The 22,620-nt window shown below is 67.2% G+C and carries 17 protein-coding genes; 13 read left to right on the forward strand and 4 right to left on the reverse strand.

Annotation, left to right across the window (positions count from 1 at the left end):
- Positions 1-122: 122 nt before the first annotated feature.
- On the reverse strand, positions 123-1,097 hold the full coding sequence (locus D579_RS0100295) for a lysylphosphatidylglycerol synthase transmembrane domain-containing protein (protein WP_018950714.1): 975 nt from the start codon (positions 1,095-1,097) through the stop codon (positions 123-125).
- Positions 1,094-1,972: a decaprenyl-phosphate phosphoribosyltransferase gene (locus D579_RS0100300; RefSeq protein WP_018950715.1), complete on the reverse strand. Its 879-nt coding sequence runs from the start codon at positions 1,970-1,972 to the stop codon at positions 1,094-1,096. Before D579_RS0100300 ends, D579_RS0100295 begins: the two co-directional genes overlap by 4 nt.
- Positions 1,973-2,095: 123 nt before the next feature.
- On the opposite strand from D579_RS0100300, the gene D579_RS0100305 reads away from it, so the two are divergent.
- The 4 genes from D579_RS0100305 to D579_RS0100320 are packed head-to-tail and all read left to right on the forward strand — an operon-like array spanning position 2,096 to position 4,983.
- Complete coding sequence (locus tag D579_RS0100305) at positions 2,096-2,608, forward strand: hypothetical protein (RefSeq protein ID WP_018950716.1); 513 nt, start codon at positions 2,096-2,098, stop codon at positions 2,606-2,608.
- 39 nt (positions 2,609-2,647) lie between these two features.
- Entirely contained in the window at positions 2,648-3,538 is an 891-nt protein-coding gene (locus D579_RS0100310; RefSeq protein WP_018950717.1) for an EamA family transporter, read from the forward strand.
- 56 nt (positions 3,539-3,594) lie between these two features.
- Complete coding sequence (locus D579_RS0100315) at positions 3,595-3,984, forward strand: hypothetical protein (protein ID WP_018168632.1); 390 nt, start codon at positions 3,595-3,597, stop codon at positions 3,982-3,984.
- 33 nt (positions 3,985-4,017) lie between these two features.
- Entirely contained in the window at positions 4,018-4,983 is a 966-nt protein-coding gene (locus D579_RS0100320) for an arsenic resistance protein (RefSeq protein ID WP_018950718.1), read from the forward strand.
- Between the two features lie 259 nt (positions 4,984-5,242).
- Here the strand turns inward: D579_RS0100320 and fdxA are convergent, their stop codons facing one another.
- Complete coding sequence (gene fdxA, locus D579_RS0100325; RefSeq protein ID WP_018168634.1) at positions 5,243-5,566, reverse strand: ferredoxin FdxA; 324 nt, start codon at positions 5,564-5,566, stop codon at positions 5,243-5,245.
- Positions 5,567-6,280: 714 nt separating this feature from the next.
- Between fdxA and D579_RS0100330 the strand changes: the two genes are divergently transcribed.
- From D579_RS0100330 to D579_RS0100340, 3 genes are read left to right on the forward strand one after another with little or no spacing between them, the layout of a single operon-like run.
- Positions 6,281-7,555 carry an efflux RND transporter periplasmic adaptor subunit gene (locus D579_RS0100330; protein WP_018950719.1) on the forward strand — a complete coding sequence of 425 codons (1,275 nt, stop codon included), beginning with the start codon at positions 6,281-6,283 and terminating at the stop codon, positions 7,553-7,555.
- Positions 7,555-10,701, forward strand: coding sequence for an efflux RND transporter permease subunit (locus tag D579_RS0100335; RefSeq protein WP_018950720.1), 3,147 nt, complete (start codon positions 7,555-7,557; stop codon positions 10,699-10,701). Before D579_RS0100330 ends, D579_RS0100335 begins: the two co-directional genes overlap by 1 nt.
- The gene (locus D579_RS0100340) at positions 10,694-12,181 is read left to right on the forward strand and encodes an efflux transporter outer membrane subunit (protein WP_018950721.1); all 1,488 of its coding nucleotides are present in this window, start codon (positions 10,694-10,696) and stop codon (positions 12,179-12,181) included. Before D579_RS0100335 ends, D579_RS0100340 begins: the two co-directional genes overlap by 8 nt.
- A gap of 15 nt (positions 12,182-12,196) precedes the next feature.
- Here the strand turns inward: D579_RS0100340 and mutS are convergent, their stop codons facing one another.
- On the reverse strand, positions 12,197-14,794 hold the full coding sequence (mutS, locus tag D579_RS0100345) for a DNA mismatch repair protein MutS (protein ID WP_018950722.1): 2,598 nt from the start codon (positions 14,792-14,794) through the stop codon (positions 12,197-12,199).
- A gap of 562 nt (positions 14,795-15,356) precedes the next feature.
- Between mutS and D579_RS0100350 the strand changes: the two genes are divergently transcribed.
- The 6 genes from D579_RS0100350 to D579_RS0100375 all read left to right on the forward strand — a co-directional run bounded on the left by D579_RS0100350 (position 15,357) and on the right by D579_RS0100375 (position 22,591).
- Positions 15,357-15,659 carry a PilZ domain-containing protein gene (locus D579_RS0100350; protein WP_018144308.1) on the forward strand — a complete coding sequence of 101 codons (303 nt, stop codon included), beginning with the start codon at positions 15,357-15,359 and terminating at the stop codon, positions 15,657-15,659.
- Between the two features lie 7 nt (positions 15,660-15,666).
- On the forward strand, positions 15,667-16,191 hold the full coding sequence (locus D579_RS0100355; protein WP_018937809.1) for a CinA family protein: 525 nt from the start codon (positions 15,667-15,669) through the stop codon (positions 16,189-16,191).
- Between the two features lie 720 nt (positions 16,192-16,911).
- Positions 16,912-20,232 (forward strand): mechanosensitive ion channel domain-containing protein, encoded by a 3,321-nt coding sequence (locus tag D579_RS0100360; RefSeq protein WP_018950723.1) that lies wholly within the window; start codon positions 16,912-16,914, stop codon positions 20,230-20,232.
- A gap of 228 nt (positions 20,233-20,460) precedes the next feature.
- On the forward strand, positions 20,461-21,507 hold the full coding sequence (gene recA / locus D579_RS0100365; RefSeq protein ID WP_018144305.1) for a recombinase RecA: 1,047 nt from the start codon (positions 20,461-20,463) through the stop codon (positions 21,505-21,507).
- Positions 21,482-21,961: a regulatory protein RecX gene (locus tag D579_RS0100370; protein WP_038050062.1), complete on the forward strand. Its 480-nt coding sequence runs from the start codon at positions 21,482-21,484 to the stop codon at positions 21,959-21,961. Before recA ends, D579_RS0100370 begins: the two co-directional genes overlap by 26 nt.
- Positions 21,962-22,300: 339 nt before the next feature.
- Positions 22,301-22,591: a GIY-YIG nuclease family protein gene (locus D579_RS0100375; protein WP_018950725.1), complete on the forward strand. Its 291-nt coding sequence runs from the start codon at positions 22,301-22,303 to the stop codon at positions 22,589-22,591.
- Positions 22,592-22,620: the final 29 nt, after the last annotated feature.

A 22,620-nucleotide genomic window follows, 5' to 3' on the forward strand; every position in this document is an offset into this window, starting at 1 on the left:
GCCGGCCCGACGGGCGAGCGCAGCGAGTTATCGCCGTCTCCTGCCCCCAACGCCCGGAACAGCTTCGGGAGATTGCCGCGGCCCCTGCGGGGCCTCGCAATGACGGGATTGGCGCGGCGAGCCTAGCCATGGTGCGGGTCCGGGAATTCGCGGCCGCGGGCCTCGGGGTTGGTGCCCAGCGCGATCAGGCCGAGGATCACCGCGAACCACAGCGTGGTGAAGCGGATCAGCATGGTCGCCGCGACCGCATCGGCCGGTGGCATGTCGGCCCATAGCAGCAGGGCGATCATCACCGCCTCGGTGCCGCCGAGCCCCCCCGGCAGGAAGCTCAATGCGCCCGCCAGCATGGCCAGGGCGAACACGAACGCGGCAAAGGCGAACGTGGCCTCGAAGCCCATGGCGTTGAGGATCCACCAGAAGGCCAGGGCCTCCGCGCTCCAGGCGATCACGCTGAGCACGGTGGCGCCGGCCAGCAGGGCGGGCCGGTGGCAGCGCCGCGCCTGCAGCAGGACGGTAACCAGATGGTGCAGGGTGCGCCACAGGCGCTGGCCCGGGCGGTCGCTCACGGTTTGCAGCCACGCCAGCGGCCGGCGCCAGGCGAGCACCACCAGCGCGGCCAGGATGCAGGCGGCACCGATCAGGATCAGCCAGGTGCCCTGGGCGACCAGGGTCAGTCCCAGCATGGACAGCAGCACCACCGCGATCAGGTCGGACAGGCGTTCGGAGACGAATGCCGCGAAGCTGTCGGGGTAGGGTACGTGGCGGCGTTTCAGCAGCACCCCGCGCAGGGCTTCCCCGGCCTTTCCGGGGGTGGTGGTCAGGGCAAAGCCGGCCACGTAGATGTGCAGGCTGGCGCGGGTCGGGACGGCATGGCCCAGGGTGCGCAGGTACAGCTGCCAGCGGGTGAAACGCAGGCTGTAGTTCACCAGTGACAGCGCCAGGGCCAGCAGCAGTCCGCCGAAGCCCACCAGCTTGAGGGCGCGCCAGACCTCGTCCGCACCGGCCCACAGGGCGACCCCGAGATACAGGGCGACGGCCACGATGACCGAGAACATCACCGCGCGCAGGCGCCAGCCGGAGAGCCGTACCGTGCTCATGCGAGCACGGCGATGGTGACCCCCAGCCACACCGCAACAGTGGCCAGCAGGTGGGGGTCGGTGACCAGGTCGCGCGAGGTGTCGTTGCCGCCGCCGCGGGCGTGCAGCAGGAACAGGTAGCGGAAGATGCCGTAGATCACGAACGGCAGGGTGTAGATCAGCCCGTCGGTGCCGTGCAGGGCCATGGTCTCCGCGCTGACGGTGTACAGGCCATAGGCGAGTACCGTGCAGGCGGCGCTGATGGAGGTGAACTGATCGAGCAGGCTGAGGCTGTAGTCGTCGAGTACGCGCCGCGGCCGATCGGCGTTGCCGCGGCGTTCGATGGTGTCGTCGGCCAGCTCCGCGCGGCGCTTGGCGAAGCCAAGAAACAGCGTCAGCATCAGGCCGCACAGCAGCAGCCACTGCGAGGGCTCGATGCCCAGGCCCAGGGTGCCGGCGAGGATGCGCAGCATGAAGCCGGCCGCGATGCTGAATACATCAAGGATCACGATGTGCTTCAGCGACCAGGAATAGGCCACGTTCAGCACCAGGTAGGTCAGGATCAGCGCGATGACCCAGGTACTGACCATCGCCGCGAGGACCAGCGCGAGGACCGCCGCCGTTGCGAAGATCGCCCAGGCGGTGGGGACGCTGATCGCACCGCTGGCGATGGGGCGGTCGCGCTTGGTCGGATGCTGGCGGTCGGCCTCGACATCGACGATGTCGTTCAGCACGTACACCGCGCTGGCGATCGCGCAGAAGGCGAGGAAGGCGAGACTGGCCGCCAGCACCGTGCCGGGTTCGCCCCACTCGTGCGCGAACACCACGCCGAGAAACACGAACCCGTTCTTGATGTACTGGTGCGGGCGCAGCAGTTTGATCAGCGAATACAGCATGCAGGCGTCGGTCGTGAAGGTCGTTGCAGTCTACTGACGCACTCGATGCGTTACCATCGGCGGCGCTGAAGCGCGCCCGTGCTGCGCGCTCGATTCCATGTTTCGATTCGCAGGAGAACTGTCATGTCCCGTATCGCCCGATCCTTCCTGCCCGCCGTCCTGCTGGCCGCGGCCGGGCTTGTCGCCGGTTGCATGTCCGGCGGTGGCCCGGAGCCCGAGTTCGCCGAGGGCCAGCCCTTTCCCGAGCGCACCCTGAACGACCAGCACGGCAATCCGGTGGAGCTGCCGGGCGATGCCCGCGTGATCCTGAAGACCGTGGAGGCCGCGCCGGCTGGTGTGGCCAATGCGGTGCTGGATGGCATGGGCGCCGAGGCGCGCGATGCGCTGGGCATCATCTACATCGCCGATATCCACGAGATGCCGGCGCAACCGATGCAGAACGTGGTGCTGCCGCGCATGCAGGCGCGGGACTATTCCATCGTGGTGACCTCCAGCGAGGCCGATGCCGGTTTCCTCCCGCATCAGCGCGAGCAGGTGACCGTGATCCTGCTGGACACCGAGGGTGTGGTGACCGGCGTCGGCCATGCCGGTAGCGAAGAGGCCCTGAAGGACATGCTCGACGGCGCGCACGAGTAAGCTCGCGCATGATGGGTTCGAACCGCGGCAGGGTCTGAGTTGGCGTTCTTTCTGGGCCTGCTGACGGCCCTGGGGTTTGGCGCCGGCGATTTCTTCGGCGGGCTGGCCTCGCGACGCATTCCGGCGCTGGTGGTGGCCTGCTATTCGCAGATCCTTGCGACCGCAGCCCTGTTGGTGATCGCCCTTCCGCTGGCGGGTGTGCCTGGAGCGCAGGCCCTGATCTGGGGTGGGGCCGCGGGGCTTGCCCTGGCGCTGGGCCTGCTGGCGTATTACCACGGCCTGGCCCAGGGTTCGATGGGGCTGGTCGCTGCGGTGACCGGGGTGATCTCGGCGCTGGTGCCGCTGCTGGTCGGACTCGCGCTGGGTGAACAGCCGGGGCTGCTGGCGTTGCTCGGAATCGCCGCGATCGTGATCGCGATCGGGATGATTTCTGGCGGGGCGCGCAAGGCGAGTCCGCGCAACCTGGATGAACCGGTACGTGGCCTGATGGCGCTGGCGAGGGGGGAGCATCCGGTTCGTGGCCTGCTCGACGCGGCGATCGCGGGGGCCTGCTTCGGTCTGATATTCGTGTTCCTCAACGAGGCCGAGGCCGGCTCGCCGCTGTGGCCGGTAGTCGCGACCTCGGCAGTGGGTGCCCTGGCCCTTCTGGTGGTGATGCTGATCCGCCGTCCGCAGCTGGGGATGAGCCGTTCGACCCTGGTGTTGCTGTCGCTGGCAGGTCTGTTACAGGCGGCGGCGACCGTAGCCTTCGTGGTCGCGGTGCGCATGGGCCTGTTGTCGATCATCGCGGTGGCCGGGGCGCTGTCCCCGGCGCCGACGGCGCTGATGGCGCGATTGTTCCAGGCCGAGCGCATGTCACGGGTGCAACTGGCCGGGTTCTTCTTTGCCCTTGTCGGTATCCTGCTCATCGTGCTGGGCGGGCCCGGATAGGCATCGGGCGAGTCTGATAAGTTGGTCCCCGTCATTCACGCCACAGGAGGTGCGAAGTGTCCGAAGATCCGAAACCGGAAGTTGTGCGCAGCGACGTGAGCGAGCCCACGCTCGGCCCGCGCAAGGATGCCACCATGGTCACCGTGGTATACGTGCTTTATCTGGTCAGCTTCCTGACCGCGCTGACCGCCATCGCCGGTCTGATCATCGCCTATATCAAGCGCGGCGAGGCCGATACCGTCAGCGTCTCCCACTTCACCTACCAGATCCGCACGTTCTGGATCGGGCTGTTGTTTGCCGTGCTCGGGGTCATCACGACGCCGATCGGCATCGGCTTCGTGATCTTCCTCGCCCTGGTGATCTGGCTGCTGGTGCGCTGCATCAAGGGCCTGCTGGCCAACAACGACAACCGCGCTATCGAGCAACCTGAAACCTGGCTCTGGTAAACGCCTTGTGTCGTGCCGGAGCCGCGTTCGAGGATGCGTGAGCGGCTGGAGCAGTATCAGGTACTGATCTACCTGGTGACGATCGCACTGGGGCTTTTCCTGGGCTTGTCCGCGCCGGAGGCCAGCGAGTGGCTGGATGTGGTGCTCTGGCCCGTACTCGGGGTGCTGCTGTACGCCACCTTCACGCAGACGCCGCTGCTCCACCTGGGCGAGGCGTTCCGCGAGCCGCGTTTGCTGCTGGCAGCGGTGATCGGCAACTTCGTGGTGATCCCGCCGCTGGTCTGGGCGATCCTCCAGGTGGCGCCGGGCGATCCAGCGATCCTGCTGGGGATCGCCCTCGTGCTGCTGGTGCCCTGCACCGACTGGTTCATCACCTTTACCCATCTCGGCGGCGGCGATACCCGCCGGGCCATCGCCTTCTCACCCATTTCGCTCCTGCTGCAGCTGGCCCTGCTGCCGCTGTACCTGTGGCTGTTCTTTGGCGGTGAGTTCACCCTGGCGCTGGCTGGCGAGGACGTGCTGAAGGCCTTCGCGGGGTTGATCCTGGTCCCGCTGATCCTTGCCTATCTGACCGAACGCTGGGCCTACGACGACCCCGGCCGCGGACACCTGATCTCGGGCCTGGCCTGGCTGCCGGTCCCGTTGCTGGCCGTGGTGGTGTTCATCATTGCGGCCTCGCAGATCAACACGGTGCTCGACGGAGTCGGTGTGCTGTTGCCGCTGCTACTGATCTTTGCCGGTTTCCTGGTGGTCGCGGCCCTGCTGGCGCGGGCCCTGGCCCAGGTGTTCGGCCTGCCGATAGCCGAAGGGCGGGTGCTCGCCTTCAGCCTCGGGTCGCGCAACTCCTTCGTGGTCCTGCCCATCGCGCTCGCCCTGCCGCAGGGGCTGGAACTCGCCGTGGTCGTGGTGGTGTTCCAGTCCCTGGTCGAGCTGATCGGAATGATGGTGTACCTGTGGTGGATTCCCTGCCACCTGTTCCCCGATCGCCCTGCCGCCTGAGGCGGCACTTCCGGGCCCCGGATCGTCGTCCGGCCTTCTCGTGCTGGGTCGATCATCCATTGCGTGCAGGGCCGCTCGCGGGACGATGCGGCCGTCAGCGGAGGCGGCCGCGCGGCAAGCACTTCCTGGCGCGGGTGCGTAGGAGGGCGGGTGGGCGTTGCGCGGGGCCAGCGGAGGAGCCGCTCCTCGGGTGGTGGCGCAGCTCCTGACTGTGAGCTGCGCCCAGGCTGGCGGCTGGCTGGGACCGGTCTTGCCGGGGTTAGCGTTCCAGGTACTGGAGTTTGCCTTCCACGCCGTCCCAATCCTCGGCGTCGGCCGGCGGGTCCTTGCGCGCGGTGATGACCGGCCAGGTGCGGGCGAGTTCGGCGTTCAGTTCGATGAACTGGAGCTGGTCTTCGGGGACGTCGTCCTCCGGCACGATGGCTTCGGCCGGGCATTCCGGCTCGCACAGGGTGCAGTCGATGCATTCGTCGGGGTCGATGGCCAGGAAGTTCGGTCCTTCATGGAAGCAGTCGACCGGGCAGACCTCGACGCAATCGGTGTACTTGCACTTGATGCAGTTATCGAGAACGATGAAAGCCATGCTTGTCTCCCTTTGAATTCAGTCAGTTGACCGGGATTTTTGAGGCCCGGTCATGGTCGCGGCGGCACGTGTCCCTGGCCTTGCCGACGGGTTATTGCGGCATTGTAACGCCTCCATCGCGGGAGTCGTGAATCCCGGGCACAGGTCGGCGTCATTCAGCATGCGTTGGGCCGCTACCCTTAAGGAAACACTGATCAATGAACGCGTTCGCGCTCGAGTCGCTTTTGCGTGCGAACAAGGCGCGGTGACTGCCGTGCAGTCATTCTGCACAAGGGAGCCGCAACGCCGTGCGCGCGCAAAAGCGGCCGAGCCCCCTGGGGTTGGCACCCCAGGTTCCCCGATCCTGCGTTGCGCCGCTTACAGGTAGAACCACTACCTGTTGCACGACGCGCCTTGTCTCGGAAAACCTGGGGTACCAACGCGAACGCGTTCATTGATCAGTGTTTCCTTAATGGCGTTGGCGAAATGGCCTGCGGCTACGGGGACTTTTGGGGCGACCGCAAAAGACGCAGGCGTTGGTTTACGGGCGCCGAGGCGTCGCGCTAGGGTGGATACCAGAAGCGTTTGCTGCGCCGCCGGGGCCGGTTTTCCGCCTGCGCCCGGTGCCATTGGCCCCTACGTGTCCCTGTTGGTGGGCCGGGCCCCGACAATCTGTGCCCCGGATAACGAGCGGGGCGGGAACCGGGTGCGCCCGGAGTAGTGGGAGAACGATCTATGCATCACTTGCGTTCGGCCACCCCCGTGACCGCTCTGATCCTCGGCTGGCTGTTGCTTGTCCTGCTGCCGGGTTGCGCGGCGGAATCCGAAGAAGAGGATGAGGCGGCTCCCGAGGTCGTGGAAGTCCCGGTGCGCTCGCTGGAAAACGAACTCGTCTCGATCTCCCGTACCTATACTGCGCGTACCCGCAGTCCGCGCGAAGTGGAAGTGCGTGCGCGGGTTTCGGGTGTGCTCGAAAGCCGCCGCTATGAAGAGGGCGAGCAGATCGAGCGCGGCGCCGAAATGTTCCGTATCGATCCGTCGCCCTACGCCGTCCGTGTACGCAGTGGCGAAGCGAGCCTCGAACGGGCCGAGGCCGAGAGGCGTCAGGCCGAGCGCGAGTGGGAACGCGTGCTGGGACTGTACGAGGACAACGCGGCCAGTGGCCGCGAGCGTGACGAGGCCCGCTCGCAACTGGAGCTGGCCGAGGCCGAGGTGGCCGCCGCCGAGGCGGCATTGGCCGAGGCCCGTCTTGATCTCGATTACACCTCGGTCGTCTCGCCCCTGGATGGGGTCGGGGGGCTGGAGGAACGCCCGGAGGGCAGCCTGCTGGAGGCCGGTGATCTGCTCGCCACGGTGACCCAGCTGGATCCGATCCGTGCCGATTTCGCGATACCCGAGGCCCACTTGGCCACCTACGGGCCGCAGATTCGTTCCGGTGTTGGCCTCACGGTGCTGCTCGCCCTGCCGGATGATGCCCTGTACCCCCATCAGGGTCAGATCGATGTAACCGAGGTGTCGGTGGACGAGGCAACTGGCATGGTCGAGGTGCGTGCCCTGTTCCCGAATCGCGATGTGCAGTTGCTGCCCGGCCAGTTCGTGCGGGTCACGTTGAGTGGGCTGATCGCCGGACATGGCAAGCGCGTGCCCCATGCTGCGGTGGTCGAGGGCCCCGAGGGGACGGCGGTCTTTGTCGTTGATGATGACAATGTCCCGCACATGCGGCCCATTCAGATCGGCATGGATCTGGGGGAGGACTTTCTCGTTACCGGGGGGTTGAGTGACGGCGACCGGATCGTGATCGGGGGCGTGGCCGGGATCGAGGAGGGTACCGGCATCCGTCCCCTGGATTCGCCGCGCGCGGCCGAGGAACCGGTGGCCCCGGGGTTGCTGCCCGAGGTATCGACCGACCTGCTGGATGAGGTCATGGATCCGGCGACCGAGCAGGACGCGGTGGACGACATCCTGGACGGGATCGGGAACGGCCCTGACCGCGACCGGGCAAGCGACTGATGTTGCGTTTTTTCATTGGCCGGCCAGTACTGGCCTCGGTCATCTCGATCCTTTTCGTCCTCGCCGGGCTGTCCTCGGCACTGTTCCTGCCCGTTGACCAGTACCCGGACATCCTGCCGCCCAAGGTGGTCGTGACCGCCAGCTATCCCGGTGCCAGTGCGGAGGCGGTGGCGGAGACCGTCGCGGCGCCGATCGAGGCGACCGTCGATGGCGTGGACAACATGGCCTACATGCGCTCGAAGGCCAGCGACGAAGGTGACATGGAGTTGATCATCACCTTCGAGGTGGGCACGGATCCCGACATCGCCGCGATCAATGTGAGCAATGAGGTCGAGGGGGCGATGGGGCGGCTGCCGGATACCGTGGTCAGCTCCGGCATCGCGGTGGAGAAGCGCGCCCCGTCCATGCTGCAGATGATTACCTTCACCTCCTCCGATGGCAGTCTGGACCCCCGTGCGATCAGTGACTACGTCTGGCGCAACGTGTATGCCGAGCTGCGGCGGGCGCCGGGGGTGGGTGACCAGACGTTCTTCGGGGCGCAGATCTATTCCATGCGGATCTGGCTGCAGCCGGACCAGATGGCCGAGTTCGACCTGACCGCGAGTGATATCCGGACCGCGGTGCAGGAACAGAACGAGCAGTACGCGGCCGGACAGTTCGGCGCCGAGCCGATGGACGAGACGGTCGATTTCACCTACGCCGTGACGACCCCCGAGCGCTTCTCCGAGGTGGAAGAATTCGAGCAGGTGATCCTGCGCAGTACTCCGGACGGGTCGGCGCTGCGTCTGGGTGATGTGGCGCGGGTGGAATTGGGCGCGCATCTGTACAACTTCGGCGCGCGACACAACGGCGAGGTCGCCGTGCCGGTCGGCATCTATCTCCAGCCCGGGGCCAACGCGCTGGAGACGGCGCGCGGGGTGCGCGCAATCCTCGAAGTGCTGGAGCCGCGTTTCCCCGACAGTCTCGAGTACCACATCCCGTTCGACACCACGACCTTCATCGACCAGTCGGTGCAGCGCGTCCTGCTGACCCTGGTGCAGGCGCTGATCCTGGTGGTGGCCGTGGTGTACCTGTTCCTGCAGACGGTCCGCGCCACCGCGGTTCCCATCGTGGCGGTGCCGGTCTCGTTGATCGGCACGCTCGCCGGCATGTACCTGCTGGGCTTCTCCGCCAACATGCTGACGCTGTTTGGCCTGGTGCTGGCGATCGGGATCGTCGTGGACAACGCGATCATTGTGCTGGAGAACACCGAGCGGTTGATGCGCGAGCAAGGCATGAAGGCAGTGGATGCGGCCTACCAGACGGTCGATGAAGTCGCCACGCCGATTATCGCCATGACCCTGGTGACCATTGCCGTGTTCGTGCCGGTGGCCTTTATCGGGGGCTTCAGCGGGCAGATGTACCAGCAGTTCGCAATCACGATCGCCGTCTCGGTGGGGATCTCCGGTGTCGTCGCACTGACGCTGAGCCCGGCGATGTGCGCCCGCTTGCTGTCCGATAAGCCGCGCCGTCCGGCCTTTCCGTTTCGCTGGTTCAACGCTGCGTTCGAACGCTTTACCGCTGTCTACATGGTCGGCGTACGCTTCCTGCTGCGGCGCAATGTCCTGGGCATGGGTCTGTTCGCATTGCTGCTGGTGGCCATCGTGGTCCTGTTCCGCATCGTCCCGGGTGGGTTGGTGCCGGACGAGGATCAGGGCTATGTCTTTGCCGCGGCCGAACTGCCCGCCGCCGCCTCGCTGCACCGTACCGAGTCCGTGATGGACCAGCTGGCGGAGGAGGCACTGGCGGACCCGGATACGACGGACGTCGTCGCCTTTTCCGGGATGGATCTCCTGTCCGGTGGCATGAAGACCTACGCCGGCGTGGCCTACGTGACCCTGAAGGACTGGTCCGAGCGCCGCGATGCGGACCAGGGCAGCGACGCGGTGATCGACCGGCTGGTCGCACAGGGCGAGCGCCAGCCGGAGGCGAACATCCGCGCATTCAATCCGCCGCCGATTACCGGGATCTCTACCACCGGGGGCTTTGATGCCTATCTGCAGAGCCGGGTTGGGGATGATTTCAAGACCATGCGCGAACGCGCCGACGAGGTCATCGAGGCGGCGCGCGAGCGGCCGGAGCTGGCCGACGTGCGTACGGCCCTCAATGTCGAGGTGCCGCGGTACGACGTGGAGATTGATCGCGAGCGTGCCTTTGCCGCCGAGGTGCCGCTGGGGGATGTCTTCGATGCCATGCAGAGCACGTTCGGAGCCGTGTATCTGAACGACTTCTCGCTGTTCGGGCGGGTGATGCGGGTCCATATGCAGGCCGAGGCCGAATATCGCCAGCGGCCCGATGATCTCGACAAGGTGTTCGTCCGTTCCGATACCGGCACGCTGGTGCCGCTGTCCAGCCTGCTCACGGTCGAGCGCGTGCAGGGACCGGACGAGGTCGAGCGCTTCAACGTGTTTCCGGCCGCGCGGATCATGGGCGAGCCGGCACCGGGTTACAGCTCGGGCGAGGCGATCCGTGCGTTGAACGAAGTGGTCGACGAGACCCTTTCGGACGACTACCTCCTGAGTTGGACCGGGGCAGAATACCTGGAGCAGCAGGCGGCCGGGACCTCGATGCTGGCGTTCGTGCTGGGCGTGGTGTTCGTGGTGTTGATCCTGGCGGCGCAATACGAACGCTGGAGCCTGCCGCTGGCTGTGTTGCTGGCCGTGCCCTTCGCGATCTTCGGGGCGTTGGTCGCGATCTGGCTCACTGGGCAGGAGAACGGGATCTACTTCCAGATTGGCTTGCTGGTACTGGTTTCGCTGGCGGCCAAGAATGCGATCCTGATCGTCGAATTTGCCCAGCTCAAGCGCGACGAGGGACTGGATCTGTTCGATGCGGCCGTGGAGGCGGCACGTCTGCGTTTCCGGCCGATCATGATGACCGCCATGTCGTTCATCCTGGGGGCGGTGCCGCTGGCCTTGGCCTCGGGTGCCGGCGCGAACAGTCAGCATGCGATTGGCATCGGCATTATCGGCGGCATGCTGAGCGCGACCTTCCTCGCGCTTCTGTTCGTGCCGTTGTTCTATTACGTCATTAGCAGTGGCGTGGAGCGCCTGAACGGCCGCCCGCGCGGAACGGAGCCTTCGGGGGAGACCGGAACGCATGCGTAGCACCCTGCCAAGGACCCTGACCGGTGCAGCCCTGGCCCTGGTGCTGGCGGGCTGTGCGGTGGGGCCGGACTACGAGCGCCCGGAGGTCGCCCTCCCGGAGGCATGGCCGGAGGCGATTGGCGAGCAGATGGACAAGGACTACGCCGATGCCGAATTCTGGTGGGAGATGTTCGGGGACCCGCGGCTCGACCGCCTGGTGCGTGACGCCCTGGAGAACAACCTCGATGCCGAGATCGCCGCGGCCCGTGTGGTGCAGGCGCGGGCCGTGCTGGGGCTCAGCCGCGCTGAACAGTTTCCCCGTCTGGATGGCGAGGCCGAGGTCTTGCGCGAGAATCCGGCGCGCGGGGACGATCCCGAGACCGAGATCACGATCGCCGCGGTGTTGAGCTACGAGGTCGACCTGTGGGGGCGGCTCGCGAGGGCGAACCAGGCGGCGCGAGCCCGTCTGCTGAACGCGGCCTTCACCCGGGATGCCCTGCGTCTGGCCGTGGTCAGTGACGTGGTCAGCACGTATTTCGACTACCGCGCGACGCGCGAACAGATCGAGACCACCGAGGCCACCATCCAGTCGCAGACCGAGGCCCTCGAACTCGAGCGGTCACGCCGCGAGAGTGGCGCGACCACCGACCTGACGGTGCGTCAGGCACAGGCCGAGCTGGAGACCAGCCGGGCGAGCCTGCCCGGCTTGCAAGCGGATGCAGACCAACAGCGGCGCGCCCTGGCGGTGCTAGTCGGAGAGATCGGGGCGGTGATCGACGGGCTCGACGGCCTCGGCGACGAGGGCCTGGAAGCCCTCCCGGAGACGCTTTCCGGCCTGCCGCACTCGGTGCCATCGGATCTCATCACCCGGCGGCCTGATATTCGCGCGGCGGAAACCCGGCTGATCGCGGCCAACGCGGATATCGGGGTGGCGCGGGCCGAATGGTTGCCGAGCCTGAATCTGGCGGCCCTGTTTGGGCAGGAGGCGAGCGGGGTGAGCCAGTTGGCCTCCGGTGATTCGGCGATCTGGGAGTTGCTGGTCGGGTCCACGGTTCCGCTCCTCGATTTTGGGCGACGTCAGGCGACCATTGACGGGGTGGAGGCCGAATATGCGATCGCGGAGCTGGAGTATCGCCTGGCGATCCAGGAGGCCCTGGTCGAGGTGGGCAATGCCTGGAGCGTCCTGAACGCGGCCCACGAGCGGGTGGAGGCACGCCAGCGCGAGATGCGTGCCCGGATCGAGGTCCTTGACCTGGCGGAGCGGCGCTATCTTGGCGGCTTCGTGGGCTATCTGGAGGTGCTGGACGCGCGTCGCGCCCTGCTGGGTGCGAGCCTGACCCTGACCGAGGCCTCGCGCGATCGGCTGGCGGCCACCGCGACGCTATTCCGTGCGCTGGGTGGCGGCTGGGACAGCGCGGCGATCCCGTCGGATGTGCTGGAAGATGGCGATCCGGACGATGCCAAGGAAGAGGCGGTCACGCCCGCGGATCCGGACGACTGACCTCCGACGCAGCGGCTACTTTTCGCGCAGGGCGTCTTTCATCCGATAGAGGGCATCCAGGGCCTCGCGCGGGGACATGTCGTCCGGGTCCAGGGTATCGAACAGGGCCTTCAGGGCGCGTGCCTCCGCTTCGTACGGCTCGGGTTCGCGTGCGGCCACGTTGGCCGGGTCGGGTTTGGGCGTGAACAGCCCCAGTTGCGGCGAGTCGCTCTCGGCGGCGCGGTCCTCGAGCTCGCGCAGGTGCTGGCGCGCGAGCTTCAGGACATCGGCCGGTACCCCGGCCAGTTGCGCTACCTGCAGGCCGTAACTCTGATTGGCCGGCCCCTCGCGGACCTGGTGCAGGAACACGATGCTGTGCTCGTGTTCCATGGCATCCGTGTGCACGTTGGCGACCGCCGGTTCGCGTTCGGCCAGCGCCGTCAGCTCGAAGTAGTGCGTGGCGAACAGGGTCAGGGCGCGATTGTGGCGCGTCAGGCGTTCGGCGCAGGCGAGCGCCAGGGCGAGGCCGTCGAAGGTGCTGGTGCCGCGGCCGATCTCGTCCATCAGCACCAGGCTCTCGGGGCCCGCGTTGTGCAGGATATTGGCGGCCTCGGTCATCTCCACCATGAAGGTGGACCGCCCGGAGGTCAGATCGTCGGAGGCCCCGATGCGGGTGAAGATCCGGTCTACCGGCCCGATCTGCGCACGCCCGGCTGGCACGAAGCTGCCCATGCAGGCCAGCAGCACGATCAGCGCGGTCTGGCGCATGTAGGTGGACTTGCCGCCCATGTTGGGGCCGGTGATCACCAGCAGCCGGCGCTCTTCGGGGTCCAGCTCGGTGTCGTTGGCGACGAAGGGCGCATCCAGGCCGGCCTCCACCACCGGGTGGCGGCCCTGTTCGATGCGGATGCCGGGCGTGTCGACCAGTTCCGGGCAGTGCCAGTCCAGGCGCCTGGCCCGCTCGGCCAGGCAGGCCAGGGCATCCAGTTCGGCCAGCGCGTCCGCAATCACGCGCAGACGCGGGGCGCGACCCTGGAGCTCGGCGATCAGGCCGTCGAACAGGGCGCGTTCGCGGGCCATGGCCTGCTCGCGGGCGGAGAGGATCTCGTCCTCGAAGCGTTTGAGTTCCTCGGTGGTGTAGCGCTCGGCGTTCTTCAGCGTCTGGCGGCGCATGAAGCGCCCGGGCAGCTCCGCCGAGCGCGTGCGCGAGACCTCGATGTAGTAGCCGTGCACCCGGTTGTAGGCGACCTTCAGCGTGGGGATGCCGGTGGCCTCGCGCTCGCGCGCCTCGATCTCGCGCAGGAACGAGTCGGCATCGTTCTCCAGTGCGCGCAGGCGATCCAGCTCGGCATCGAAGCCGGCGCGGATCATGCCGCCGTCGGTGACGCGCAGTGGTGGCTCCTCGACCAGCGCGGCGGCCAGGGTCGCGCTCAGCTCGCCTTCCGGCGCCAGGGCCTCGTACAGCGCCTGCAGGGAGGCCGCGCTGGCGGCCAGTGGGGTCAGAGCCTGGTGCAGGGGCGGCAGGCGTTCGAGACTCGCGAGCAGGGCGGTCAGGTCGCGCGGCCGGGCGCTGCCGAGGACGATGCGCGACAGGATGCGTTCGACATCCGCGCTGCCGGCCAGGGCCTCGCGCAGGGGCGCGGTGGCCCCCGCCTCCAGAAGTCCGGTAATCGCGGTCTGGCGCTCGCGGATGATGGCGCGGTCGCGCAGTGGCTGGTGCAGCCACTGCAGTAGTCGGCGCGAACCCATCGCCGAGCGGGTGGTGTCCAGCAGGGCCAGCAGGGATCCGTGGCGTTCGCCGCCCAGGGTGCGGGTCAGCTCCAGGTTGCGGCGGGTGGCCGGGTCCAGCACCAGCATCTGGCTGCGCAGTTCGTGCGCCAGGCCGGTGATGTGCGCGAGATCCCCGCGATGGCGGTTCTGCACGTAGGCAAGCAGGGCGCCGGCCGCGGCGATGCCGAGATCCAGGCCATCGCAGCCAAAGCCGGAGAGATCCCGGGTGCCAAAGTGCGTGGTCAGGACCCGGCGGGCGGAGACACCGTCGAAATGCCAGTCCGCGTGGCGCTGCGGGGCGAAGCCCTCGATCCCGGGGATGGGCGCGGCCTGGTCGGGGATCAGGCATTCCACCGGGTCCAGCCGTGCCAGCTCGGCGGCCAGTTCGGTCGCGTCGCGCACCTCCAGCAGGCGGAACTGGCCGGAGGCGAACTCCAGGCTGGCAATCCCGTAGCCCTCCTTGCGGCCCTTGATCGCGGCCGAGCCGGCGGGGCACACCGCGACCATCCGGTTGATGCTGCGGGCCTCCAGCAGGGCCTCCTCGGTGACCGTGCCGGGGGTAACAATGCGTACGACCTCGCGCTTGACCGGGCCCTTCTGTTCTCCGACGGCGCCGGTCTGCTCGCAGATGGCCACGCTCTCGCCCAGCTTCAGCAGGCGCGCGAGATAGCTCTCCAGCGTGTGCACCGGGATCCCGGCCATGGGGATCGGCTGTCCGGCCGATTCGCCACGCCGGGTCAGGGTGATATCGAGCAGTCCCGCGGCGCGCTCGGCGTCATCATGGAACAGCTCGTAGAAATCACCCATGCGGTAGAGCAGCAGCGTATCCGGGTACTCGGCCTTGATACCGAGGTACTGCTGCATCATCGGGGTGTGTGCGGAAAGTGGCGTCTTGTCAGTCACTTGTTAGCGGCTGTCCAGAAAATCGGGATTCGCAATCAGACATTTGTCCAATACTCGGCGGTTCGCCGCGCACGGTATCACGCGCGCGGCGGCATCGGTTGGCAATCCCCCGTGCTCCCGTGCGGGCTCCGTACCCCAACGAGAAACGCCCCGGCCTCAGGGGGGGAGGCACGGGGCGCCGAGCACACAGGGGGGCGGTGCTCTTCAGTCACGCTATCCCGCGCCCATGCGGACCGCAAGCAGGCCAACTAACGCTCCATACCTCTGCCTGTAACGCCCTCAAGCAGGGGGCCGGCGCTCGCGCGGCTGGCATGGCCCTGTGGCGTGGTCTGCCCGCGATTGGCCCGGCTAATGCGACATCTCATCGGCGTATGGGCGGCGGCGCTCATCGGTCCGGCGGCGCTCGATTCGGGCAGATGCGCAGTATACGGATGCGGTGCCCGGCATGGCAGCTGGGTCAGGTGCGGGAGTTGTGCCACACTCGGGACAGCGCAAGCGACGCGATGTCAGGGAGGAGGCGAGCATGATCGGGGAAGAGGATCGGCGCGATCACCGGCGGATGCAGGTCAGCACGGCGGCGCGCGTGACCTGGCGCTCCAGTGGCGAGTCCATCAGCGTGCAGTTGGAGGACCTTTCCGCCATGGGTTGCGCCTTTGTGGCGCAGCGCGAGACCGATGCCGGTGTGGGGATTACGGTCTCGGTGCCAAGCCCGGACGGTCGCCTGGAAGGGCTTGAGCGTCACGGCCGCGTGGTGCGCTGCGCGCCCGTCGAGGGCGCATCCGGCAACGGCTGGCGGGTTGCGGTCGCCTTCGATCCGGAGGGATGATCGCGCCATGACGGCAGAATCGAGCACCACCCTCCTGACCCTCCGCGAGTCCGACGCCCCGAGCCTGTCGGCCCTGGTTTATGACCTGAGCGAGCGCCTGATGGCGAAGGGCGAACGCCTGTGCACCGTGGAATCCTGCACCGGCGGCGGCATCGCGCAGGCGATGACGGATATTCCGGGTAGCTCGCAGTGGTTCGAATGCGGCTGGGTGGCGTACTCGAACGCCGCCAAGACCGCGATGGTTGGCGTGCCGCCCGAGTTGATCGAGGAACACGGCGCCGTCAGCGAGGCGGTGGCCCGTGCAATGGTCGAGGGTGGGCTGGCCCGCAGCGGGGCGAATCACGCGCTCTCGGTCACCGGAATCGCCGGACCTGGGGGCGGGACCGACGCCAAGCCGGTCGGTACGGTCTGCTTCGGTTGGCAACAGCGAGGCCAGGATGCCCGTGTCGAGACCTGCCATTTCGATGGCGAACGCCACGAGGTCCGCCTGCAGTCCATGCTGCATGCCCTGAGCGAACTGCTGGCGCACTAGGGAAACCCTGATCAAGGGACCCGTTCGCGCGCGAGTCGGTCTTGCGTGCGAACAAGGCGCAGTGACCGCCGTGCAGTCACCCGGCGCAAGGGAGTCGTAACGCCTGCACGCGCCGCACCTGGAGTCTCCTGGGCAAACGGGCCCCGCCAGTGAAAACGCCCCGGCCTCTGGAGGCGCGGGGCGTCGAGCACACAGGGGGGGAGGGGTGCTCGCAGGAAACGCTATTCGCCCCCTTTGATCCTCGCAAGCCAACTGGCTCACAGACCCCGAAGTTCGTCCTGAACCCCGCGCCGGAACGTGTGCGGGGTCACGCCTGTGTGGGCCGCGTTCGGGGCGGGGGGCCCGATTGCGCGGGTGTGTGCCGGCGTCCGTTCCGCGGCGTCGGGGTTGCATGACCGCCGGGATCGCGGTCGGGGATACCGCTGCGGGATTAACGCAGTCACAGAACCGGGCAGGCGAACCGGGGCAACGCGGTATACGGTATATGTTGTGCATACGGAGGTCGTATGCCCCGGAACGCGCGGAGTATGCCGGGCGGGACGGGATCGCAAGTCGACGGCGGGCGGGTTCGCGGACAGGTAGATCATGAGAAGGATCGACGGATGCAACAAGTGCCGCCGGACGTGGCGGCTCGCGTTTCTTGGGATCGCCCTGTTGTTGTGGTTGGTGGCCGGTCCACTGGCGGGGGCGGACGCGGATCCGGAGTCATCCTCGCCGGTTGTGGTCAGCCCGGCGGAAGTGGCGGCCCTGGAGGCCGATCTGGCCGTTTTCCGCGACCGTCTCCCCGAGCTTCTGGAAGCCGTGGATACCCAGCCGGCGGAGGAGTGGCTGGAGGCCAGTCCGCTGGACGAGCTCGAGGCGCGCAGCGCTGACGAGGACCGGGCGGAAGCGGAACGGGCACTGTGGGAGGAGGCCCGCGAGTACGAGCAGGCGGCCGTGGAGCGAGTGCGGGGAGCGCTGGACCGTGCGACCACCGCCCGGGAGGTGCCGGAGCGTCTGGGCGAGTTGGAACAGGGTCTGGACGGGGTCGGGGCATTCCCGGCCGGGCTGGGCGAAGAGGTCTCGATCCGCCGCATCGAGGATGAGCTGGAACGGGTGGGGCGCGACCGCGAGCGACTGGAAGCGGAACTCGATGACCAGCGCATCCTGCACGCGCAACTGGAAGAGCAGGCGGAGGTTCAGGCGGAGACCCTGGAACGCCTGCGCCGGGAGCGTCAGGAGCTGGAGGACGGGCCACAGCCACTGCCCGAGGAGGTCGAATGGACGGAGGCTCACGCAGCCGTGCAGGAGGCCCGGGCGCGACAGGCGGATGCTCGCCTGCTTGCGGCGCAGCTGGATGCCGTTTCGCTGCCGCCGCGGATGCAGGCGCGGGGCCTGCTGATCCGCGGTCTGGAGTTGGAGGCGCGCTGGCAGAGTGTCCTGCAGAGTCGGCTGGAGGTCCGGTTGACCGAACTGTCCAGCGAGGAACTGCAGGAGCTGCGGGCGGAGCTGCGTACCCTGCTGGAGCGTCAGCCGGAAGCGCAGCTGCACCATGCGGAGGAAATCGAGGAACTGCATGCGGCGTTCGACCGCATCGCGGAGGCCCAGGCACAGACCCGCACCCTGCAGTATGAGCGTGACCGGCTGGTCCGGGTCGAGCGGGAACTGGCGCAATCCCTGTCCCATGTCCACGAGCGTCTGGAGATCAGTGGTCTGACCGAGGCGCTGGGTGGGGTCTTCCTGGAGGAGCAGCGACGCCTGCGCGATCTTGACCAGGTCCGTTTCCAGCTACGTGATCTGGAGCGGGAGCTGGCGCAGTCGCAGTTACGGACCATCAGCTTGCGCGAGCGTCTGGCTGTGCTGCCGGCGGACCCGGTGGCGGAATGGGAACCCGCGGCCCGTGCGGCCTTGCGCGAGCTGCGCCGCCAGACACTGAATGCGGAGCTGCATGCCGAGGAGGCGCGGACCGAACAACTGCGCCAGGCCGACCTGCGGCTGCGTGCGGTCGTCGATCTGGTGGCGGAGCTCGACCGGATCCTGCAAGAAGCGTTGCTCTGGTGGCCAAGCCATTCCCCGGTCGGGGTCGCGTGGTTCGAGCGGGCGCCGGCCGCGACCCTGGCGCTGGTGGACCCCGCCGCCTGGGCGGAGTTGCGGGAGACATTCCTGGGCCAGACGCTGCACCGGCCATGGTTCATCGGGTTCATTCTGCTGGTGGCGGGGTTGCTGTATCTCGCCGGGCGCAATGTCCACCGGCATCTGGAGCGTCTCGCCGAAACGACCCGTCACCGCTACACGGACAGTATTGCGGTCACCGTCCGGGCCCTGGGGTGGAGTCTGCTGCGCGTTTTACCCGTGCCGTTTCTGCTGCTGACTCTCTCATTCCAGTTGCACTCGGTCCCGGAGCCGGGTTTTGCAGTGGAGGTCCTGTCCCTGGCACTGATCACGGTTTCGGTGTGGTGGATGGCGGGCCACCTCCTTCTGCTCTTCATCAGCCGCCATGGGGTCGGGACCGTGCATTTCGGCTGGCCCGAGCCATTGCTGACGCGTCTGTATCGTCACCTGCACTGGTTTCTTCCGGTGCAGACCCTGCTGTTCCTGTTCGTGGCCCTGGCCTTCGGGCACCCGAGCGACGAGGTATTCGACCTTTATGGCCGTCTGGGACTCCTGGCGGTCATCGTGAATTTTGCGATGGTGGCCTGGCTGCTTCTGGCGCCGGTCCCGGACGGTTCGAAAGGCGGCACGCTGGACGAGCGCCGCCGGTTATTGCTGCGGGGGCTCGTGATCGTGATGGTGGTGGGCCTGGCGACCCTTGCCCTGGCCGGTTATCTGTACACCGTGGCCGAGCTCCTGCGGCACCTGATCGGGACGGTGCTGGTGCTGATTGTTGTCGGTCTTGGTTACAGCCTGGCGGCCCGGTGGCTGGTCCTGGGAGAGATGCGGCTGGCGCTGCTCCGGAACCGTGAGCGGCGCGAGCAGGAGGCGGTCACCGAGGGCGGCAGCGGCGGCGAAACTGGGCTGGACGTCCCCGAGCCGCAGCTGAGCATGGAGGACGTCAATCTGCAAAGCCGCACGCTGCTGCGGGTGGCGGCGCTGGGCGGCACGGTAGTGGGACTGTTGTGGGTGTGGTCGGACATCCTGCCGGCCCTGGCCTGGCTGGACGGGATCACACTGTGGTCGCGCACGATCGAGATCGGCGAGAGCGAGATCCTCACCAGCGTGTCCCTCCAGGATCTGTTGCTGGCCGGGTTTCTGGGGCTGCTGTTTTTGTTGTCCGCGCGCAACTTGCCGGGGCTGGTGGAGATCCTGCTGTCGCGCAGCACGCAGATGGATGCGCCCGGGCGCTACACGTTCACCATGCTCCTGCGCTATTTGCTGGCCGTGGTGGCGGTTATCGTGGTGTTTTCGCTTCTGGGCCTGCGCTGGAGCGAGATCCAGTGGCTGGTGGCGGCGCTGACCGTCGGTCTGGGTTTTGGTCTGCAGGAGGTCGTGGCCAACTTCGTTGCCGGGCTGATCGTGTTGCTGGAGCGCCCGGTCCGGGTGGGCGATACCATCACCGTTGGCGAATACAGCGGGACGGTATCGAAGATCCGGGGCCGTGCTACCACGATCGTCGACTGGGACAACCGGGAGATCGTCGTTCCCAACAAGACGTTCATCTCCGACCATCTGATCAACTGGACTCTGAGCGACACCACCACGCGGCTGGTGATCCCGGTGGGGGTCAGCTATGCGTCCGATGTCGATCTTGTCCGGGAGACCCTGCTGGAGGTGGCCCACGATGACCCGCACGTCCTGGAGGATCCCGAATCGGTAGTGTATTTCCTCCGGTTTGGCGATAACGCGCTGAATTTCGAACTGCGGGTGTTCGTCTGCCAGATGGCGGACCGGCTGGTCACGCTGAGCGGGCTCCACACCGCGATCATCAAGCGTTTCCGCGAACAGGGGATCGAGATCGCTTTTCCGCAGATGGATGTTCACCTGCACGACGACGAAACCCGGAGGCGTCGTGCCGTGCCCCCCGCGGCGGGTCCCGACGAACCCGGAAACCCCATGGATCGGTGACGGGTGCCCGGTTCGTTGGCCCGGGGCCGTGACCCGGGCCAACCCAAGCGTCCCGCCCGCAGGCCAGGCGGCTTGGCTCCCGCGCCGCGGGTGTCTTGGGCAAGTCCTTTGTCCCTGCACGATCACGGGTTGGGTCACTCCCCGCCCTGTGGGATACTGCGGCCCCGTATCCGCCCCGTCTTGGGCAACGGGTCGGAAACCATCGCAGCAAGTATCGGGAGGCATACCGTGGACGACAATCGCAAGAAGGCCCTGACCGCCGCACTCGGGCAGATCGAACGCCAATTCGGCAAGGGCGCGGTCATGCGCATGGGCGATCAGGAGGCGGTGGACGTCCCCGCGATCTCCACGGGCTCCCTGGCACTGGATATCGCGCTCGGCATCGGCGGTGTGCCGCGCGGGCGCGTGGTCGAGATCTACGGGCCGGAATCCTCGGGCAAGACGACCCTGACCCTGCAGGTGATCGCCGAGGCGCAAAAGGCCGGCGGTACGGCCGCGTTTGTCGATGCCGAACACGCACTGGACCCGACCTACGCCGAGAAGCTGGGCGTGAACGTGGACGACCTGCTGGTCTCGCAGCCGGATACCGGCGAGCAGGCCCTGGAGATCTCCGACATGCTGGTGCGTTCCGGCGCGATCGACGTCGTGGTCGTCGACTCGGTGGCCGCGTTGACGCCCAAGGCCGAGATCGAGGGCGAGATGGGCGACTCCCACGTCGGCCTGCAGGCGCGGCTGATGTCGCAGGCCCTGCGCAAGCTGACCGCCAACATCAAGCGTTCCAACACGCTGGTCATCTTCATCAACCAGATCCGCATGAAGATCGGCGTGATGTTCGGCAGCCCCGAGACCACCACCGGCGGCAACGCGCTCAAGTTCTACTCCTCCGTGCGCATGGACATCCGCCGCATCGGCGCGATCAAGAAGGGCGACGAGGTCATCGGCAACGAGACCCGTGTGAAGGTCGTGAAGAACAAGATGGCGCCCCCGTTCCGCGAGGCCTATTTCGAGATCCTCTACGGCGAGGGCATCTCCCGCGTTGGCGAGATCATCGAGATGGGCGTAAAGGAAGGCCTGATCGACAAGGCCGGCGCCTGGTACAGCTACAACGGCGAGCGCATCGGCCAGGGCAAGGAAAATGCCCGCCAGTACCTGAAGGACAACCCGCACATCGCCGAGGAAGTCGAAAAGACGCTGCGCGAACGCCTGCTGCCCAAGCGCAACAAGGCCACGGTAGAGGACGTGCCGGTCGATGCCCCGGTCGAGGAGCAAGGCTGACCCGGCCGACCCCGAGGCTGCGCTTGAGGTGGGCCTGCGGTTGCTGGTTCGGCGTGAACACTCCGGTCTGGAGCTGGCGCGCAAGCTCGGTGAGCGCGGCTTCGAACGGGGTGCCGTGGACGCCGCGCTGGAGCGTGCGCGCGAGCTCGACTATCTGAGCGATACCCGTTACGCGGACTTCATGGCCCGCCACCGTACCGAACAGGGTTACGGCGAACAGCGCATCCGCGCCGAACTGGCCCACAACGGCATCGGCAACGACACCGTGAACGCCGCCATCGATGCCCTGGAGATCGACTGGATCGACCAGGCCCGTGGCCAGCTCGAACGCCACTTCCGTCATCCGCCCGAGACCCGCGAGGACGAGGCCCGCTATCTTCGCCACCTCGCGGGTCGCGGATTCCCCGGCGGTGTCGCCCACCAGGCCCTCGCCGCCTGGAAAGACGAGCCCTGAGACCCAGTGTCATTGCGAGGAGCTCCGCGACGAAGCAATCTGCGTCCGGAACCACCTGATCCAGCCGCCGCGCGAACCGTCAGCGATTGCCACGGCCCCTTCAGGCCCTCGCAATGACGTTTCTCGAGCCCCGTCATTGCGAGGAGCTCCGCGACGAAGCAATCTGCGTCCAGAGCCACCGGATCCAGACGTCGAACAAACCGCCAGTGATTGCCACGGCTCCTTCGGGGCCTCGCAATGACGTGCTGGTGTTGGGGGCGTGCTAGCGTCCCCGTAGTAAACGGCCGAAAGGATTCTCGGCCGGTGAGTACCCATGCCCCGTCGCCCAGGGAGGGAGCGATGAAACAGCCCTGTGTCTACATCATGAGCAACCGCCGTGACGGGGCGCTTTATGTCGGGGTGACCAGCAACCTTGTGCAGCGGGTCTGGCAGCATCGCTCGGGCGAGGCGTCCGGGTTCACCAGCCGTTACGGTCTGCATCGGCTCGTCTGGTTCGAATCCTGTGAGGAAATGACCTCCGCGATCGAGCGCGAGAAGCAGCTGAAAGCGGGTCCGCGCCGCAGGAAGGTCGCGCTGATCGAGCAGACGAACCCCGAGTGGCGCGACCTGTTCGACGATATTGTGGGTTGAGTATCGGTAAGGCGTTGTAGGGCTCCCGG

This window comes from Thioalkalivibrio sp. AKL12, from assembly GCF_000377925.1.
In the GTDB taxonomy this organism is placed as follows: Bacteria; Pseudomonadota; Gammaproteobacteria; order Ectothiorhodospirales; family Ectothiorhodospiraceae; genus Thioalkalivibrio; species Thioalkalivibrio versutus.

Coding starts and splice junctions, on each gene's coding strand:
- D579_RS0100355 (WP_018937809.1), top strand. CDS start 15,667: ATGACGGCAGAATCGAGCACCACCCTCCTGACCCTCCGCGAGTCCGAC.
- mutS (WP_018950722.1), bottom strand. CDS start 14,794: ATGCAGCAGTACCTCGGTATCAAGGCCGAGTACCCGGATACGCTGCTG.
- D579_RS0100340 (WP_018950721.1), top strand. CDS start 10,694: ATGCGTAGCACCCTGCCAAGGACCCTGACCGGTGCAGCCCTGGCCCTG.
- D579_RS0100320 (WP_018950718.1), top strand. CDS start 4,018: ATGCGTGAGCGGCTGGAGCAGTATCAGGTACTGATCTACCTGGTGACG.
- D579_RS0100375 (WP_018950725.1), top strand. CDS start 22,301: ATGAAACAGCCCTGTGTCTACATCATGAGCAACCGCCGTGACGGGGCG.
- D579_RS0100300 (WP_018950715.1), bottom strand. CDS start 1,972: ATGCTGTATTCGCTGATCAAACTGCTGCGCCCGCACCAGTACATCAAG.
- D579_RS0100295 (WP_018950714.1), bottom strand. CDS start 1,097: ATGAGCACGGTACGGCTCTCCGGCTGGCGCCTGCGCGCGGTGATGTTC.
- D579_RS0100370 (WP_038050062.1), top strand. CDS start 21,482: ATGCCCCGGTCGAGGAGCAAGGCTGACCCGGCCGACCCCGAGGCTGCG.
- D579_RS0100305 (WP_018950716.1), top strand. CDS start 2,096: ATGTCCCGTATCGCCCGATCCTTCCTGCCCGCCGTCCTGCTGGCCGCG.
- D579_RS0100330 (WP_018950719.1), top strand. CDS start 6,281: ATGCATCACTTGCGTTCGGCCACCCCCGTGACCGCTCTGATCCTCGGC.
- D579_RS0100350 (WP_018144308.1), top strand. CDS start 15,357: ATGATCGGGGAAGAGGATCGGCGCGATCACCGGCGGATGCAGGTCAGC.
- fdxA (WP_018168634.1), bottom strand. CDS start 5,566: ATGGCTTTCATCGTTCTCGATAACTGCATCAAGTGCAAGTACACCGAT.
- D579_RS0100335 (WP_018950720.1), top strand. CDS start 7,555: ATGTTGCGTTTTTTCATTGGCCGGCCAGTACTGGCCTCGGTCATCTCG.